This window comes from Schlesneria sp., assembly GCF_036405755.1.
Taxonomy (GTDB): Bacteria; Planctomycetota; Planctomycetia; order Planctomycetales; family Planctomycetaceae; genus Schlesneria; species Schlesneria sphaerica.
Genome location: NZ_DASWWZ010000270.1, coordinates 1 through 18771, shown reverse-complemented (window position 1 = coordinate 18771; position 18771 = coordinate 1). Strand labels below are relative to the sequence as shown.

At 58.6% G+C, this 18771-nt stretch carries 11 protein-coding genes; 5 read left to right on the top strand and 6 right to left on the bottom strand.

Annotated features, from left to right (window positions below; all coding sequences use genetic code 11):
• Positions 1-317: 317 nt before the first annotated feature.
• The 4 genes from VGE80_RS09490 to VGE80_RS09475 form a co-directional block, all read right to left on the bottom strand.
• Complete coding sequence (locus VGE80_RS09490; RefSeq protein WP_440592487.1) at positions 318-1001, bottom strand: ATP-binding protein; 684 nt, start codon at positions 999-1001, stop codon at positions 318-320.
• Between the two features lie 237 nt (positions 1002-1238).
• Entirely contained in the window at positions 1239-2942 is a 1704-nt protein-coding gene (locus tag VGE80_RS09485) for an OprO/OprP family phosphate-selective porin (RefSeq protein ID WP_440592486.1), read from the bottom strand.
• A 469-nt stretch (positions 2943-3411) separates the two neighbouring features.
• On the bottom strand, positions 3412-4866 hold the full coding sequence (locus VGE80_RS09480; RefSeq protein ID WP_440592485.1) for a sigma-54-dependent transcriptional regulator: 1455 nt from the start codon (positions 4864-4866) through the stop codon (positions 3412-3414).
• 4 nt (positions 4867-4870) lie between these two features.
• Entirely contained in the window at positions 4871-6301 is a 1431-nt protein-coding gene (locus VGE80_RS09475; protein ID WP_440592484.1) for an ATP-binding protein, read from the bottom strand.
• Between the two features lie 447 nt (positions 6302-6748).
• Here VGE80_RS09475 and VGE80_RS09470 point away from each other — a divergent pair, with 447 nt between their 5' ends.
• From VGE80_RS09470 to VGE80_RS09460, 3 genes are all read left to right on the top strand, one after another.
• Positions 6749-8113: an efflux RND transporter periplasmic adaptor subunit gene (locus VGE80_RS09470; protein WP_440592483.1), complete on the top strand. Its 1365-nt coding sequence runs from the start codon at positions 6749-6751 to the stop codon at positions 8111-8113.
• 50 nt (positions 8114-8163) lie between these two features.
• Complete coding sequence (locus tag VGE80_RS09465; protein ID WP_440592482.1) at positions 8164-11427, top strand: efflux RND transporter permease subunit; 3264 nt, start codon at positions 8164-8166, stop codon at positions 11425-11427.
• A gap of 230 nt (positions 11428-11657) precedes the next feature.
• Positions 11658-13424: a TolC family protein gene (locus VGE80_RS09460; RefSeq protein ID WP_440592481.1), complete on the top strand. Its 1767-nt coding sequence runs from the start codon at positions 11658-11660 to the stop codon at positions 13422-13424.
• Positions 13425-13470: 46 nt separating this feature from the next.
• On the opposite strand, the gene VGE80_RS09455 is transcribed toward VGE80_RS09460, so the two are convergent.
• A complete protein-coding gene (locus tag VGE80_RS09455) occupies positions 13471-14943 on the bottom strand; it encodes a lysostaphin resistance A-like protein (protein WP_440592480.1) in 1473 nt (490 codons plus the stop codon).
• Positions 14944-15282: 339 nt separating this feature from the next.
• Here VGE80_RS09455 and VGE80_RS09450 point away from each other — a divergent pair, with 339 nt between their 5' ends.
• Both VGE80_RS09450 and asnB read left to right on the top strand, forming a co-directional pair.
• Entirely contained in the window at positions 15283-16392 is a 1110-nt protein-coding gene (locus VGE80_RS09450; protein ID WP_440592479.1) for a glycosyltransferase, read from the top strand.
• An 11-nt stretch (positions 16393-16403) separates the two neighbouring features.
• Entirely contained in the window at positions 16404-18350 is a 1947-nt protein-coding gene (gene asnB, locus VGE80_RS09445) for an asparagine synthase (glutamine-hydrolyzing) (RefSeq protein ID WP_440592478.1), read from the top strand.
• Between the two features lie 186 nt (positions 18351-18536).
• On the opposite strand, the gene VGE80_RS09440 is transcribed toward asnB, so the two are convergent.
• A partial coding sequence (locus VGE80_RS09440) for an Hsp20/alpha crystallin family protein (protein ID WP_440592477.1) occupies positions 18537-18771 on the bottom strand: 235 nt, incomplete at its 5' end.

The following is an 18771-nucleotide window of genomic DNA, read 5'->3' as shown; positions in this document are numbered from 1 at the left end:
GGCATTCTTGGATTGAGAGGGGTTGGGGCTGAAGTTGGGGGCGAACGCGGTCTTGCCGCTCCGAAGGGCTTTGAAGGATTTGGTCCGCGGATTTCGCGGATTTTCGCAGATTAATTTCTTGTTCCTGGAATCTGCGTCGCTCTGCGTTCTCTGCGGATCAAATCATTGACGTGCGGAATCATTGACGTGCGGAGGGGTGGTGCATGCGCGGGGTGCGTCACCTGCTGCTGGTGCCGGGTTGGTGCGCGTTGCAGCTTGGGAGGCTTGTGCGTTGGTCGAGCGGTCACTGGCGAGCGGACACTGTGGACTGGCGCTCATTACTGGCGCTGTGGACTGGCGACCAGGTCGATGTAGTGGAAGCTGTCTCGCTCGGTTGTTTCGCCGAGGGAGACGGGGATGGGGTGCGTGAACATGGGGCCGGTGTGGCAGAAGGTGTGGAATTCGCCTTGTTCGCCGCAGGGGTCGACGTGAGGGGGAAGCTCGGCAAGCAGGCTCTGGTCGAACTCACGTCCGACGAAGGTGGAGGGAAGCTGCCGAGGGTCGATGCAGGTCAGTGTTGCGCGCAGACCTGCACTCACCATCTCGTGCGCCAGGTGGGGCGTCGCTGCGGGGGTTCCCCAGAGAGGGAAGATCGGTTCGATGCCTGATCCGTTGAGTTGCTGCTCACGATAGGTGCGAATGTCGCTCAGGAAGAGATCACCGAAAGCGAACGCGCGGATCCCCTCGGCGTGGGCTCGTCTGACGATCTTTTGCAGTTCTCTTTCGTAGATCTCATTGGGACAGGGCCAGGGAAGCGGGATTGTCCAAAGTTGTAACTGTGCCGCGTTGGCCTGAGCCTGGACGAGTTCCATTCTGACGCCGTGCATGGCGACTCGCTGGAGTTCCTCGTTATAGGTGGTCACCAGGGCGACCACTTCGAACTGGCGGGACTGCCGCAAGACGTGCAGGGCCCAGGCACAATCCTTTCCGGAACTCCAGGAGAGCAACACGGGGACTTTCATGGAGCGGGTGTTTCCCATGCGGATTCGAGTTCGGGGTTGTGAACGGTGGCAGAGTGTGGATCGACTGGAAACTCTCTGGCAACGGATGCCCCCCGGCCAACCGCATCGATGCGGCGACCGGAGGGAGCCGTCAGTCAGGACTCAGCATTTCGTCAGGTGGCAAGTCGTGAGTGTACTGTCCCCGGTTTTCGCTTGCTGTGTGAAGACTCGCGGTGTGAACACCCGGGTTCCCGTGGATTAGAAATCCATCTGGCAGCGGGCGGCGATCATGTCGGTTTCGTTGCGGCGGCTGACGGCTCCTGCGACGGGAGCGGCGCCGCCGACTCCGGCGTAGTTGGAACTGGAGTGGATGTAATTCAGCACCAGCTTGACGTTGGGGTTCACGTACCAGTTGAGGCCCGCAGTGTAGTCAGTAATGGTTCCCCCCTGAATCGATTTGTCGTTCAGGTCCAGGTGCGAGATGCGGCCTGCGATTTCCCAAGCTCCCATGCCGGTATTGCATCCATCCTTGGTGAAGCTGAAGTTCTTGAAGGGAATGACCCGGTCGATTTGTCCCAGTTTGCGGTCATAAGGACGATGTTCGCCCGTCAGGAAGTAACCGACCTGAGTGTAAAAGCCGGGCAGGACCGCGGTGGTGCCCGATTGGGTCACCAGATTGACCATCCCTTCCGACTGAACCGACAGAGGGCCGCGAACCCACAGCAGTTCCGTGCCGAGCACGTTGAAGAAGTTTACGGGCAGAGCCCCGGTGTTGACGAAGAACGGGGTCCCGTTTGCTCCGCCGGGAACCGGCTGGAAGCTGCTTCCTCCGCTCACGACGTTGGCGGACTGACCGATGTAAAGTTCGGGGATGGTGCGGAAGCTGGTCGTCTGTCCGGGAGGTGCATTGAAGTAGTGTCCGACCCCCAGATGCAGGTAGTCGGTTCCTTTCGAGGCCTCATCCCAGTAAGGGACCCACGTGAATCGTTCCGCCGAACCGACACCTCCCATATTGGTGTTGGTGAACAGTCCACTCGACGTCTGGTTCTGAAACAGGGTGTTTCCAAACTGGTCCTGACCGGAGGCAAAGACCGAAGCGGCCCAGGTGGCTGACAGGTCCTCTGCATTATCGTAGAAACCAATCCCCAGCCGGCGAAAGGCGTCGAAGGGCTGGAACAGCAGGGAACGTTCCATGAAGGTCGTGTAGCGATAGCTGCTGGTGACTTCCAGGCTGAAGGGTTGTTTCCACTGACCGATGCGGACCGTTCCGAGGTAGGGGATGTTGGTCTGTTCGACGTAGACATCAGTAAAGGTGGGACGTCCGAAGAAGGCGAAGTCCATCTGGAACGCGTAGTTGACGTTCTCGTTGATCGCACCCTTTGCGCCGAGTCGAGCACGACGGAAGTCGGCACCGTTGGCAATGTGGCCATAGCTGAGCAAGCTGTTGGCATCTTGCATGAAGAAGCCGGTATCGGCCTGGAACGCACCGTTCATCTGAATGGTGGGATACGTCTTCTTGTTGAGTCGCTCGAGAACTCCTGCGATCTTCGACTCCACAGCACTCAGCTTGCTGTCCTGGGCGTGGTCGTCGCGAGGGGCGGCGACCGGGTGACGCCGCAAATAGTTTTCAATCAGGCTATTGATGCGTCGATCGTCGTCGGATTCGGGTTCCTCCTGAGCGGCGGAGTCATAGGGATCGGCGAAAAATGCCGCTCCGGGAGGGGGTGGCGGCATCTCGTCGAAATTCGCGGACGTGACGCTCGATTCCATATCCGCACGCAGAACACGGTTCTCCTTTTCCAGTTTTTCGATGCGGACCCGAAGTTCGTCAAAGACTTCCGAGGCAGAGACTTTGTGAGCGTGAAATGCCATCCCTGTGACGGCGAGAAGAGTTGCGAGAGTGGCTTGTACAAAGCGGCGACGACCAGAAGTCGAAGGCGCAATCGAGATTCCATATCGCATGGGGGTGTCCATCAAAGAAGGATCTGAATTCGCTGCGGTCCGTCATTCAGGTGGGAAGACTCCAGTTGGCCACGGACTGGGCTCCCCCGACGAGACGGCAGTTTCCTCTGTAGTGAATGTTTCGGAAATTCTGATTGGCTCACATAATCTCATGCGAAGATGGTGTAGGTCTTGTAAGCGATTGATTGAGAATAATTGGCAGTCTTTGTGGAGTTAGGCTAGATTGCCTGTGTTGCGCAGATTCATTCGTGCCTGTTTTCCGGCAACGGGGCACGAGTTCGGGCGACCCGTTCGCGAGCGGCAGATGATGCCGTTCTGGTCGCTCTTCAGGCAGTCGGAACTGATACGGCGTTGAGAGCCGAGGGGCCTAACCGATCCACCTGCGTCCAGGGTTGTTGCATGATTTCGAGCGTCAACGACAGGAAAGCTGCCGCCGTTGGCAAGGTGGATGTCTGGCGTAAAGTTGACTTCAAACTTGGCGTGGGGGGGGATTTTCTGCTTTCGCCATCAACGCGCGCAGCTTACTGCGGACGGTGACGCGGCTGAGTCCCAGTCGATCTGCGGCCTGAGCCTGATTGTCGGACGTGTGGCGCAACACGCGTCCGATGATGTACTGATCGAAGTACTCGAGGGCTTTCCTGTAAATGTCGACTTCGTCGTCGATCAGCCAGCGATCAACCTTCGCGGGGATGGCATTCCAGGAAGCGAGGTCATCGGAAATCGGATCGAGGCTCAGGTCGTTGGTGGCCTCTTCTTCGTTCAGAATTTCGGCAGGCAGGAAAGCGGGGGACAGCACGGTGCCGGTTGCAGAGATGAGTGCTCCCCGGATGATATTTTGCAGTTCCCGGACGTTCCCGGGCCAGGAGTAATGGGTGAGGATATCGAGCGTCTCGGGGGCGATCGTCTGGACGGGGCTACCGACTTCCGCGGCGTACCGGAACAGGAAGTGGTGAGCCAGTTCGGCGACATCTTCCCTTCGTTCCCGCAGCGGCGGCAGGGTAATCGTGACGCCTCGCAGGCGATAATTCAGGTCGCGTCGAAATCGTCCCTGCTTGATCAGTTGATCAAGATCATGATTCGTGGCGGCCAGAATCCGAACATCCGACTGGACGAGTTCGTTTCCGCCGATTCGTTCGAAACAACCGTCCTGCAGCAGCCTTAAAATTTTCGCCTGGGTTGCGGGGGCCATGTCGCCGATTTCGTCGAGAAATAACGTCCCTCCGTCACACTGCTCGAACTTGCCAATCCGGCGCTGATGCGCGCCCGTGAAGGCCCCTTTCTCGTGTCCGAACAGCTCACTCTCCAGCAGGTTTTCGGGGATGGCAGCGCAATTGATGGCCAGAAACGGCCCCTGGCTGCGACGACTGTGCTGATAGATCGCGCGGGCGACGAGTTCCTTGCCGGTACCACTTTCCCCCAGGATCAGCACGTTGACATTCTGCGGCGCGACGCGGCCGATCTGCTTGAAGACGTTTCGCATCAAAGGACTGCTGCCGACGATCTGTTGTGGTTGCGATTCAGGGTGGTCGGCCTGATTGATGAACGTGGGGACCTGAACCATTCGCCGAATGTCACACGCCTGCCGGACCAGATCGCGGAGCAGGTTCATGTCGAGAGGTTTGACCACGTAATCAAAAGCACCGTTCTTCATGGCCTCAATGGCGACTTCCGAGGTACCGAAGCCCGTCATCAGAATGACGATTGCTTTGGGGTCGATCTCGCGGATCGACTTGAAGACGTCGAGTCCTGATTCATGCTTAAGCTTGATGTCGAGCAGAATGGCGTCGGGATTCCAGTCCGTCACCAGTTGCAGGCCCTGTTCACCGTTGTCCGCGGTTCGGACTTCGATGTCACTTTCTGAGAACACGTCCGCTACACTGAAACGGACATTTCGCTCGTCATCGATGACCAGTAACTTCCCCATCGTTCTATTCCTTGCAATATGATTCGCGCGACTGAGGCAAGCGAACGACGAATGTGGCCCCGCCGCCAGGCAAGTTTGTCGCGGTCAGTGTACCACCCTGCTCTTCAATGAGCCGTTTGCTGATGGCCAGTCCCAATCCCGAACCATTGGCGCGTGTGGTGACAAACGGTTCAAAAAGTCTTGCCAGGACTGCAGACTCGATTCCCGGTCCGGTATCAGAAAACTCGACGACCGCAAAGGACGTTTCCGGCTCGCACGACTGCCGTACTGTCAGCGTACCTCCCTCGGGCATCGAATCGATGGCGTTGATAATGATATTCACCAGCACCTGCTGAATCATACTCGGATCACAGTGCAGTAACGCATGTGTGTTCCCGTTTTCCATAACCAGTTTGATGTGGTTCTGATAGAGGCGTCCTTCGAGCAGTGTCAGCGTTCGTTTGACGATGGCCAAGAGTTCGCAGTTCACGTAGTGCGGCTTTTCCGGTCGGGCGAAGTCGAGAAGTCCCTGAACGGTGTTCTCCATTCTGGAGACTTCCTCGAGCAGGACGTGGAGTTGTTCTTCGGTGAGGGAATGAACCGGAGTTCGTTCTGCCGCACGCTGGATCAGAAGTTTGACCGATGTCAGCGGATTACGAATTTCGTGGGCGACGCCTGCGGCAACTTCACCGACCGCCGCAAGCCGTTCCGCTCGCAGCATCCCCTGTCGGGTTTCATGTAATTCATCGGCGACTCGTCGAAGATTGCGGACGACGTGATCGACCTGAGTTTCGATCAGAGATAACTCTTCCGGCGGGACATCCGAGATCACGTTGATGTGTCCCAGGTCGGTGTCGAGATTTCCTTCCACGCTGCGGAGTGTCACGCTGATCTGGGAGAGTGATCGCGTGAGACTGCGTGACATCCAGACTGCCAGACCCAGGCCGATCGCCAATCCCAGTACGAGTAGCACCGCTCGGACCACCATGACCGCGACGTCGGTGCGGCTGCGCTGATCGACGGCGTCGAGCAGATGAACCTGTTCAGAGCGAATGAACTGCTGGCAGTCGACAATCAGATCCTGTAAGTCGGACGAGTCTTTCGGGTCGTTCGTCGTGGGATCCCAGGTGTCGACCCATGTGGCCATTCTGGCCAGCAGGACTTTGGAAGCGGGGTCGTCGAGTTGCCCCTGGAGCTTCACGATATCTGCGGAGAGCGCTTGTTGCAGGGATGTGGTCTGTGCTCTGCCGTCCGGCTTCCCGGCCAGGGACTGCAGTTGCGAAAGCTTCTCCTGAATCCGAAGTGCGGTTTCCACGGTGGACTGGACCGAACTGAGTGCGGCGCGCTGTCGCTGATTCTGCCAGGGGACGTACATGGTGGTCGCCACACTGTGGACGATCCAGAGCAGTCCCAGTGCGACGGTCGGAAGACGAACGCGTTGTGTCAGACGCCACATGAACTGCCCTTGTAAACCTGGCGATGCCTGTCATGCCCCCGCAGGGGCTCAAGGCTCAGATCGCTGATGATAGTGAATCTCATTTCCATCGCTGCGACACCCACCCGCTTTTTCTCATCAGACCTGTTCCCGGCCAGCAGGAACGCCGTCCCACAGCGGGAACGAGTGAGGCCAGCTTTCTCGTCGGAGACTCGCCGGTGGACAGATTTCTCTCTGTTACGGGACAGAATTTGTCCACTCTCATTCGTCGTTGCCACAGGTCGTTAAGTCATGAGTCGAGGTTGAGGAGAAAGCTGAAATCGTCGCAAGTGTAGGACCGTAAACTGTCGTAATTTCGATCGTTTGGTGGTTTGGATTTCCGCCGTCGGTCCAACTGTAGGTTCGGCATACTTACTGCATAGAGGGGGATTAGATGATGAAACGCTGACCCCCGGGGGATTGAGATCGATGGCAAACGCAATTCGCAAACGAACATGGATCTTCGGGGCGGTGTTGGCTGCGGGCGCGGTTGGAGCGATCAATTATTTTCGTGTGTCGTCGGACGCCGCTCAGCCTGCGGTGCCGCACGGTAAGCCAGCGACCGCTCCCTCTACGGTGACACGCGTGACCACCACGCGAGCCCAAGCGGGTGGTGCGGCGCGACAGACGTCTCTCCCCTGCTCTGCCCACTGGCATGACCATGCAGACTTGTTCGCGAAGGTGTCAGGCTATCTGGAAGAGCAGAACGTTGACATCGGCTCACCCGTGGAGAAAGGCCAAGTTCTTTCCCGCATCGCGGTACCCGAACTGGAAAGTGACATCGAGCACGCGGAAGCGACGCGCGAGCAGACCCTGGCGGCCGTCAAACAGGCGGAAGCACGCAAGGCCGCTGCGGTGATTGGACAGCGGGTCGCTGAAGCAACGCATGCGAAAGCGATCGCGGACCGGGGACGCTGGGTGGCCGAACATACGTTCCGCGAAAAGGAATATCAGCGATTCAAGGCATTGAATAAATCTGACAGCGTCCAGGCGGCGCTGGTGGATGAGAAACTGTTTCAGTTGCAATCCGTCGAGGCAGGAGTTCAGTCGGCCGAAGCGGCGGTGCTGACCTCGCGGGAACAGATTGCTGCCGCACAGGCTCAGACCGATCTGGCTGATGCGGACGTGTCCGCCGCGAAGGCGCATGCGCATGTCGCCACTGCGGCGCTCAACAAAGCGAAGCTCTATGCCTCGTTCGCCGAGATCGTCAGTCCCTACGACGGTGTGATCACGGTACGAAACTATCACCGTGGCGACTTCATCCGGTCGGCGGAAAAGGGGAACGGACCCCCGATGTTCGTCGTGGCCCGTACCAGTCTGGTTCGCGTGGTCGTCTATATCCCCGATAAGGAAGTCCCTTATGCCCATGTAGGGGATGCAGTCTCCATCGAGTTCGACTCGCTGCCGGGCCGCGTCTTTGCGGGGACACTTTCCCGTATCGCTTACTCGGAAGATCGTAACACGCGGAGCATGCGAGCGGAGGTCGATCTGCCCAATGAGGATGGAGCAATCGTGGATCAGATGTACGGCAGAATGCAGATCCAGCTCGAACCCAGTGCCAAGACGTTGACACTTCCTTCCGTCTGTCTGGTGGGGGATCTTGCTGCAGGAAAAGGACAAGTCTTCATCGTACGCGACGGTGTGGCGAGAAAGGAATCGATTTCGATCGGAGCTCACGACGGCGTCAACGTCGAGATCCTTGACGGCGTGACGGCGGAAGACAATGTCATCGTGCGTCCTCCCGCAGGACTCTCTGATGGAACTGAAGTGCACGCAGAAGCGTCCCGTTCCTAGTCCCTGTCCTGCAGTTCTTCCGCCCACCTCCCCACCGAAAACGGGCCGTTATGAATAGTCTCATTCGTGGTTCTCTGGCTAACCCGTACGCAGTGACCGTGTTTTCACTGGCGATTCTGGTCATGGGTGTGCTGACACTTCAGTGGATTCCCATCGATATTCTGCCGGTGTTCAAGAACCCGGCTGTCCAGGTACTGACCTTCTACGGCGGGATGCCTGCTGTCGGGGTCGAAAAGAGTATTACAAACCGCATGGAGCGTGGGACGGGCATGGCGAGCGGGGTGGCTCGTCAGGAATCCCGTTCAATTGTCGGCGTGAGTATTGTCCGCAACTTCTTTCAGAACGGGACCGACCCCAGCGGTGCGTTGACCGAAGACAATTCGCTGGCTCAGTGGGAATTCCCGACGCTTCCTCCCGGGACGTTGCCGCCCGTGGTGTTGCCTTACGACCCCAGCAGTACGGTTCCGATCGCGCTGGTGGCTCTGGACAGCCCGACCGAATCCGAACAGGTGCTGTACGACGTCGCGCGTTACGAAGTGCGCAACATGCTGATGAACATCCCCGGCGCGATTGCTCCGGTGGTGTATGGGGGAAAGATTCGGGCGGTCATGCTGTATCTGGACCGCATCAAGATGCAGTCGCGACAACTGGCCCCGACCGACGTTATGCAGTCGATGGACAATTACAACATCTTCCTGCCCACAGGGAGTGTGAAGATCGGGGGGACCGATTATGCCATCGCTTCGAACTCGATGTATGACTATGTCGATCAGATGGAAGAGATTCCGCTGCGAAACAACTTTGGGAATCCGTCGTTCCTGCGGGATGTGGCGGACCCCAATGATTCGTCATTCATTCAAACGAACGTCGTGCGGGTGAATGGGCGTCGACAAGTGTACGTACCGGTCTACCGGCAACGGGGTGCCAGTACGCTGAGCGTTGTTGATGAGATTCGAAGACAGCTTCCCGAAATGCAATCCCGACTCAGCAAGTCGGATGTGAACCTGCAGTTGGTGATGGATCAGTCGGTCTACGTGCGGAGTTCGATTTCGGCACTGGTTCAGGAAGGGATTCTGGGTGCCATCTTGTGCTCACTGGTCATCCTGATGTTTCTCGGTCAGTGGCGAATGACACTGATTGCTGTGATCACCATCCCGCTGTCGGTGCTGGCCGCCATCGGTTGTCTATACGCCAGCGGCCAGACGATCAACGTGATGACGCTGGCGGGGCTCGCCCTGGCGATCGGTCCGCTCGTCGATAACGCGATTATCTGTCTGGAGAATACGCACCGTCATATGTCGCTGGGAGTGCCGGTGCTGCGGGCCAGTTATCTCGGTTCCAGCGAAGTGGCCATGCCGGCATTGGTGTCGACGCTGTGTACGTTCCTGGTGCTGACACCTCTGGTGATGGTTCCGAGTATTGGTGAGTTTCTGTTCGGTCCCATGACGCTGGCGGTGTTCTTCGCGATGGTGGCCGCCTACATCCTGTCGCAGTCGCTGGTTCCCTCCTTCAGTGCTCTGATGCTGAAGCCGCATGCCACACACGACGGACATGGTTCGCAGGGAGGACACGGCGGTGGACTTTTTGCACGGTGGGAACGGCTGATCGATCGCGTGATTGCCGGCTATGTTCGCTTGCTGGATGGTGTGCTGAAGCAACGTGTGGCCACAATTGGGGGAGCGATTGCGGCGGTCGTCCTGATTACAGTCTTCTTGGGGCCGCGACTGGGACGCGAGTTCTTTCCCGAAGTCGATGCGGGGGCCTTCGAATTCACGGTGCGAGCACCTACCGGGACGCGAATCGAGGAAACGGAGCTGGCGGTCGAAAAGGTCGAGCATCTCATCCGGGAAGTGATTCCCGAACATGATCTGCAGATGGTCGTCGCTCAGATCGGAGTGACGCCTGATATCTCGGCTGCCTACACCCCCAACGCAGGTCCCATGGATGCACTGGTGAAAGTGCAGCTGAATCAGCACCACAAACATACTGCTCAGCACTACGTCCGCGAGCTGCGCCACGCGTTTGCTACTCATGCCGAGTTTGCACAGCTTGAGTTCTCATTCGATGCCGGGGGGATGGTGCGAAGTGCGTTGAATGAAGGAAAGTCGACGCCGATCAATATCCAGGTGACGGGAAAAAACCAGCAACTGACGAACGAAGTGGCACAGCAAATCCGCCGAGAGATTGCTGAGGTTCCGGGGGTGGTCGATGCACGCATCATCCAGCGATTGAACTACCCGCAGCTGACGATCAGTGTGGATCGTTCCAAAGCGGCCGCGCTGGGGCTCACTCAGCAGGATGTGATGAAAAATGTCGTGGCGGCATGTAATTCGAGCATCGCATTCAACAAACGCAACTTCTGGATCGATCCGGTCTCCCGCAACCAGTACTACGTCGGTGTGCAGTATCCCGAGGACGACATCAAATCCATCGACACGCTGCTCGATATTCCGATCACCAGTTCGCAGCAGTCTTCGCCCGTGCCGCTGCGGTCGGTCGCGACGATTACGCGGACGACTGTCCCTTCGGAGATCACTCACTCAAACATTCAGCCGACGACCGATTTGACGCTGAACGTGGACGGTCGAAGCCTGGGTGAAGTTGCGGACGACGTGACGAAGATTCTGCACAAGTACGGGAAGCCGATCAGCAATGGAACGTGGTCGACCTTCGACCCGCGGCACCCAGGGGAATCTCAACTGCTCACGGGGTCCAAGATCATAATGGCGGGTGAGTATGCCAAGATGCAGTTGACGTTCACCAGTCTGGGGTATGGGTTGATCCTGGCGTCGCTGTTGATGTACTTCCTGATGGTGGCCCTGGGGCGGTCGTTCATTGTTCCGCTGACCGTGATGTTGACCGTCCCGATTTCGCTGGGGGGCGTGATTCCGATGCTCTACTTCACCGGGACTGCACTAAATGTGCAGTCTCTGCTGGGAATTATCTTCGTGGTGGGGATCAAGGTGGCGAACACTGTTCTGATGACGGACTTCGCGCAGGAACTTCGTCAGAAAGAGGGGCTGTCTCCGACCGAGGCGATCCGAAAAGCGGCAGCGATTCGTGTTCGTCCCGTGACGATGACGGCGTTGGCGGCGTTCTTTGCGATGGTCCCCGCAGCGCTGGCTCTGGAACATGGGAGTGAAGCCAATGCACCGCTCGCCCGCGCGATTCTCGGCGGGTTGCTGGCGGGGGAACCGGCGACACTCTTCGTATTACCAGCGTTGTTTTCGCTCATGGTGCGTGATGAAAAGAAACCTGCGGTACCAGCCGTGTCAGTCGAGTCCGATGCAACAGCAGCAGTCTTGCCCGCCTGATTCTGCGGTGATCGTGCGAGAGAGACGGAGTGGCAGTGGTGGGGGCGGTTAACGCCGCTGGCCGGCACGAACCCCGAGCAATCGCCGTGAGAGGCGGATGAATCGTTACAGTCGGAATAATCGTTGCCTGAATTGTGACCGGGAATTCGGTTTCCAAGTGCGATGAATTGAGCGGAAGTCGATTAGTAATAGACAAGTCCAGGATGGACAGCGTCAGGGAGAGGGATCTCATGAGTTGGCGAAACGGGAGCGCGATGGCGCTCATCTTTTGTCTGGCAGGTTGCGCCTCGTCAAGAACGAACACCCTCGTTCAGCGAGACCATTCTCCGAAGACCTGGCACGTCCCCTCCAAAGATGAGGGGGATCGAGCAGAAGCGGCGAGCACACCGGTCACGGCCGAATCGGCCGACGGCGTGGTGACGACGCGTAAGGTTCGATTGTCGAAAGACCTGGTGGTGTCGCAGGATCCGGCTCACACCCAGGCTACCGAGGAATCGTCGATTCGGAGTGTCAGCTCTGCCAGAACTTCCAGTGAACCGGCCGAGGACCGCTCGACGATCGTCCTCGCGGCTGATTCCCGGGAGGACTCTGACTCATTCGACGCATCCGAGGATGCACCACCCGAGCCAACAGGTGAAGGGGACGACGATCGCTCGTCCGACTCCATTCGGGATCGAACGATCGTCGACGTCGAAGAGTCGCTCCCTCCCGGCTATCCGCTCAGTCTCGATCACGTGTTGTCGCTGGCCGATGCCCAGAACCCGAACGTGGCGTTCGCCCGCGAGCGAATTCTTGAGTCCTACGCCCGGGTTGATCGTGCTCAAGGACTGTGGCTGCCGTCCCTGCGAGCCGGTGCGAACTACTATCACCATGAAGGTGAAGTCCAGGACGTGCTCGGAAACGTGTTCAGCACGAATAAGACGAATGCCTACGGGGGGCTCGGAGCCTCGGCAGGAGCGGGGTCGGGTTCACCGACCATTCCGGGAGTCGTGGCCCAATTCCACACAACCGACGCCATTTTCCAGCCACGCATCACGGAACATCAGGCGGCTTCACGACAGTTCGGGGCGACGGCCGCTCGGAACGACGTCCTGCGAAATACGGCGGTCGCCTATCTTGAGCTGCTGCGTGCGGAACAAAGCCTGGCGATTGCCGAAGAAGCCCTGTTCAACACGAAGAAGCTGGCAGAGTTGACCGGTAGCTATGCAGAGACAGGTCAGGGACTTCGATCGGATTATGAACGAATGCTGGCGGAACAGGGGGTTCGTGAGGCAGAGGTGGCGGCAGGTGTGGAAGGGGTACGGGTCGCATCAGCACGCTTGATCCAACTGCTGCACGGGGATCAATCGGTCCGCATTTCGACAAACGAGCCGGTTGTCGCTCCATTGGCCCTGCTGGATAAGAATGAGACCCCCGCGTCGCTGGTGGCGACCGCACTCACACGCCGTCCGGAACTGGCCGAGCAGCAGCACCTGGTCTGTGAAGCGGTTGAGCGACTCAATCGTGAAAAGTATGCCCCTCTCATCCCGAGTGTTCTGCTCGGCATGAGCTACGGTGCGTTCGGGGGTGGACTAGGGAGCACGATCGGAAATACCAACGACCGACTCGACGTCGACGCCCTGGCCTTCTGGGAGGTTCGAAACCTGGGGGTGGGCGAGCGGGCTGCCCGGGGAGAAGCTGCCTCGGTGGTCAGGCAGAACCAGAAACGGCAGCTCGCGCTGATGGATCAGGTGGCGCGCGAGGTCGTGGAGTTTCATGCCAAAGTGACCGAACGAGAAAAGCGGATTGAGTACAGCCGCAAAGGGATCATCGCGGCGGAACGCTCGTATCAGTTGAATACGGAACGCATCAAGAACGCCCAGGGACTGCCGATCGAGTCGCTGCAGTCGGTGCAGGCTCTGGCGATTGCCCGTCTGGCGTATCTCAACGCTGTCATTGATTACAACACGGCTCAATTTGAACTGTGCCGTGCAATCGGGTGGTTCGAGAATACCTGATCGAAGTCGACGTTTTGTGGATTTCCAGTTTGCCTGACCCGCCGGTCTATTCGGTGACCAGCAGCAGGAGTGTCGTCGTTCCGGCATTCACGAGAGCATGAGTGATCATGCACGGAACCAGTGAACCCCGCCATTCGCGGACGAGTGAGAAGACGGTCGCCAGCCCCATCAGAATCGGCAGGCCGAGTAATCCCTGAGGATGGATGATGGCGAAGAGGAAACTGTTGAACAAAGTCGCGAACGCAACACTCGGCACGTAACCCCAGTTCTCGCTGGCGGCCCGCAGATGCCGATACAGGAAGCCGCGGAACATGATTTCTTCCGGGACCGCGGCAAAGATGGCGACGCACATGAGCTGGATTTTTGTTGTCCAGCTTCCTCGCAGGATATGATCGACAATCGGGTGTCCCGGTTCTGCCACGGCTTCTTCCGCGCCACTGGTCAAGCTGATCAGGAAGATCAGCAGGAACGTCACCACCATTGCAGCAGCGACTACGGGGGCCGCGGCGAGGTAGGCACCGATACCGACAAACGGAGCAGACCAGGCTTGAGGCTGAAAGGTCAGCCCCACATCTCGACGGACGTCTGACCAGCGGAGGCCTCTCAGGACCGGCCACGCCAGCACGCCGAGGCTGCCGACCTGCGGAATGAACAGCCAGACCATGCTGCGGCTCGGAAGCGGCAGGAAGAGCACGACAACATTCAGTGTGACGAAGACCACCATCCACAAGGCAAAAGTCTCGGCATAGATGCCCGAGTCCCCTGCCAATGGACGGATTCCCGACTTCAACCAGCCCCCAATGGCCAGGCCCCAGAAGGTTAACTGAATCAGGGTACCGACGAGAAAGGCGACGAGAGCCAGTCCGAACGCGCCCATAATGGTAAACAAGGAACGGCGTGCCTGTTCCTTTAAGTTTTTGCGTTCGGTGTGGTCGTCGCTGTCCGGAGGTGTCATCGCCAGCCGGCCGACCCAACCGAGCCGTTCCTGCAGCAGAGTTCGGCCAGATTGCAGCTGCTCGGGAGAAATTGGTTCCTCCCCGTTCTGTTTACCGATCCGGGAAGTCTGAAGTTTTGTCAGAAAATGGACTGCCTCTGTATCTTCGGCGGACGCCTTCAGCGAACCGACTTCGATTTGCGAATCGATGTCATCAATGACTTCAATTGCTTCTTCAGGCCCAATCAATTCCCCGACCAGGACGGCTCCAATCAGTTGATGCGTGACGGGACCGTGCCCGAACATCTCATCGAGTTGCTGCAGCAGGAGTTCCCGATTCTCCGGAAAGATCGACGCTGCACCCACCAGATAGCGCGCTTGAATCGTCTGGATGGCGATGGACGAATCTGTCGCCGTGGGATCATCGCTCAGTTGCAGCGGCAGGGCCATCAGGACAACGGTGAGAATGATCGCGACCCACGCCAGCCAAGTCCAACCGCGCGATCTCCTGACCGGGGAGTGCGTGTTCACGAATTCCACTGGCGGGTCCGGCATGGGCGAGTCGTCGAACACGGGAGAATCCATGGGAAGTCCAAGTCGTAATAGGCCGGCTATTCTATCGGGGGACAGGTCGCTGCAGTGAACGACATATCGTCGATTGCGACTCGCCTGATGTCCATACCGCAGGGGGCAGATTCACGGATTGATCGCCCTTTTGTTTGCCGCACTCGCCCCGTGTCCCGTCCCAAAAAAGGCAAGAATCGCGTTCCCCACCAGTTGAGGTGGATCTGTCTCAGCGGCGGATTGCGGATCAGCGGGGCACTGTGATGTCGAACCGGCGGGATGCACGATTGGCACTCTTTCGACGACCTGATTAGACTTGGCGCGGATTTCCGCGTTGCACCTTCCCGATATGAAAATACCGTGTCCAAGATTCGTCTGGTCTTATTGATTCCGACCCTCGACCGTTCCGGAGCCGAGAAGCAACTCGCACTGCTGGCGACCGGACTGCCGAAAGAGGAATTTGATGTTTCCGTCATCGCGCTGACCCGCGGCGGTCCCTGGGAAGAGGACTTACGTGCGGCGGGAATTCCGCTCACGATCATCGGCAAACGCTCCAAATTTGATCCGTTCGCCTTTATGCGACTCCGCACGGAACTCAAGCGACTGCAACCATCGATCCTGCACACCTGGCTGTTTGCCGCCAACAGTTATGGTCGCTTGTGCCGAGGAGCGATTCCCGATGCAAAGGTGGTCGTTTCTGAACGCTGTGTCGATCGGTGGAAAGCGGGTTGGCAGCTCTGGCTGGATCGACGACTGATCGAGAAGACGGATCGGTTAGTGGGTAACTCGCCCAGTGTCGTGGAGTTCTACCGCGAGCTGGGGATTCCGAACGAGAAACTGGTCTGCATTCCCAACGGGATCGAAGTCCCTGCCGCGCCCTCTGCGGATCGTGCGACGCTGCGGCAGACCCTGCTGGAAGAACTGCAGCTTCCTGCGGACGCCTTCGTTGCGGGGTACATCGGCCGGCTCGCAAAACAAAAGCGCGTCGAGGATTTGATCTGGGCCGTGGAGACGTTGCGACAAATCCGACCCAACCTGTATCTGGTGCTGGTGGGGGATGGTCCCGAGCGCGAGCGGCTGGAACGGTTTACACGGGCCGTTGACTGCACGGAGCATGTTCGGTTCCTGGGACACCGGGCCGATGCCGGGCGCTGGTTAAACCTGTTCAATGTGTTCTGTCTGGCCAGCAGCTTCGAAGGAATGTCGAACAGCGTGATGGAAGCGATGTCTGTCGGGCTGCCTGTGGTCGCGAGTGACATTCCGGCGAACCGGGAACTGGTCGTGCAGGGCGAGACCGGATTTCTGCCGAAACTGGCGGACACGGTCGGTTACATGCAGTTCCTGCGTCGACTGATTGATGAACCCGGATTAGGCGAGTCACTGGGCCAGGATGGTCTCAAACGGATTCAACACTCGTTCAGTGTTTCGCGTATGGTGGATGCGTACGCAGCCTTGTATCGTAGCCTCTGAGAACCGATTTCATGTGTGGGATTGCTGGCGGGAGTTGGACTCAGGGAGCTGCGCCGCTCAGCGAACAGACTTTGCAGCGCATGACAGAAGCTCTCATCCATCGGGGGCCTGACGACGCGGGAGTCTACTTCGCCTCGTCGAATGGAACCCAGGGGGGAGGAGCGGCGCTCGGCTTTCGTCGGCTCTCCATCATTGATCTCTCCGGCGGTCATCAACCGATGTCCAACGAGGACGAGACTGTCTGGATCGCTTTTAACGGTGAAGTCTACAACTACCGTGAGCTGAAGCCGCAACTGGAAGCGCTTGGTCACCGGTTCCGGACGTCCTCGGATACGGAATGCATCGTCCATGCCTACGAGCAATGGGGGCGAGACTGTGTGTCGCATCTGCGTGGGATGTTTGCGTTCGCCATTTGGGACGATCGTCGTCGCACGCTGTTTCTCGCTCGCGATCGCATGGGACAAAAGCCGCTGGTGTACCGACTTGCGGGGGGGCAGTTCACGTTCGCCAGCGAACTCAAAGCCCTGCTGCGGGTCCCCGGTGCGACGCGCGAGATTGACCCGCGGGCCGTGGCCGACTTTGTCACGCTGCAATACGTCCCCCATCCACGCAGCATCTTTCGGGGCTATGCCAAACTATCCCCCGCTCACTGGGCCGAGTTTCATGCGGATACCGGCGAATTGACCGTGCAGCGATACTGGGAAGCCCCCTTCGCTCGGCCTGAATCGGCTGCGGCTGCGAGTTCAGTGCGGGAGCGAAGCCGGGAAGAATGGGCGGCCGACCTGCGTGAGACACTCAGAGAGGCCGTTCGAATCCGCATGCGGTGCGATGTTCCGTTCGGAGCTTTTCTGTCCGGGGGAGTCGACTCTACGATCATTGCCGGGCTGATGCAGCAGCATGTGGATCGGCCCATTCAGACATTTTCGATCGGCTTCTCGGAGAAACGCTTCGACGAACGGAGCTATGCCCGCGAGGCAGCGGCGCATCTGGGGACCGACCATCACGAGTTTGTTGTTGATCCAACCTCGGTCGAGATGCTGCCGAAGCTGACATGGCACTATGACGAACCGTTCGCGGACAGCTCTGCCATCCCGACGCTCTATCTGTCGCAACTGACACGGCAACAGGTGACTGTCGCCCTGACTGGAGATGGCAGTGATGAACTGTTCGCCGGTTATGATCGCTATCAGGCCGTTGATCTGGCGGCGCGAGTCGACAGCCTGCCCACCCCACTTAGAAGCCTGATTGCGTCTTCGTTCTGGCAACAGGTTCCCACATCAGGTCAGCAGAAATCCCGACTCAGGCACTTGAAGCGATTTCTCGCGGGGCTCAGTCAGACGGCTCAGCGGCGGTATACGAACTGGATCAGCATCTTCGACGATTCTCGCCGCGCTGAACTCTTCTCGCAGGATTTTCGGGAGACGCTGGGAGGCTATGACGGAGCGTCGTTCATCCTCGACAGCTATGCCCGCTGTTCGGAGTCTGACATGGTCCAGCGGACCTGTTGTGTCGACGCCGAAACGTACCTGCCGTGCGACATCCTCACGAAGGTCGATATCGCGAGCATGGCCTTCAGCCTGGAGTGCCGCAGCCCCTTCCTCGATCATCGCGTGGTGGAACTGGCCGCGAGAATGCCGCGCAAGTGGAAGCTGCAGGGAAGACGGGGTAAGCAGATCCTGATCAGCACATTTTCTGAACTGCTGCCGGCGTCGATTCAAACGCGTCGGAAGATGGGGTTCGGCGTTCCGCTCGACTACTGGTTCCGCAATTCGCTGCGGGAGTACCTGACGGAGACACTGCTCGACCCCCGCTGCCTGAACCGGGGCTACTTCGACCCCGCTGCCGTCCGGCGATTACTCGAGGAACACATGAGCGGGAAATGGGACCATAGTCCCCGCCTCTGGCTGCTGCTGGTGTTTGAACTGTGGCATCAGCGGTTTGTCGATTCACGGGAATAACTGTCGGCCCGCCCGCGCAAGGGGCGAATGCGTCCAGTGTTCCCCGAACGCGGGGCCGTGCCGAGCTCGCGTGCGGCGGCCAACGGGTGAGGGGGGCGGATCGGGCAGGAGAATTGTCCCCTGTAGGACGCGTCGTGCTGGTCCCCTGAGAGCCCGGGCATGATCGCGTCCTGTGATTCACCATATTCAGTCGGTCTGGATCTGGATTCGCCGTGGTTCGGGTTTCGCCAACCGGGGCAGAATCACCTCGAGCACACCTTGATTCAACTTGGCCGAGATCCGCTCGTGATCCACTTCATCACTCAGGATGAACGACCGCAGGAAGTGTCCCACCTGATATTCCTGATGGATCAGACGTGCATCTGAGGGGACGGATGAAGAGACCTTGCCGTAAAGCGACAGCTTGTTGTCCTGCACCTGC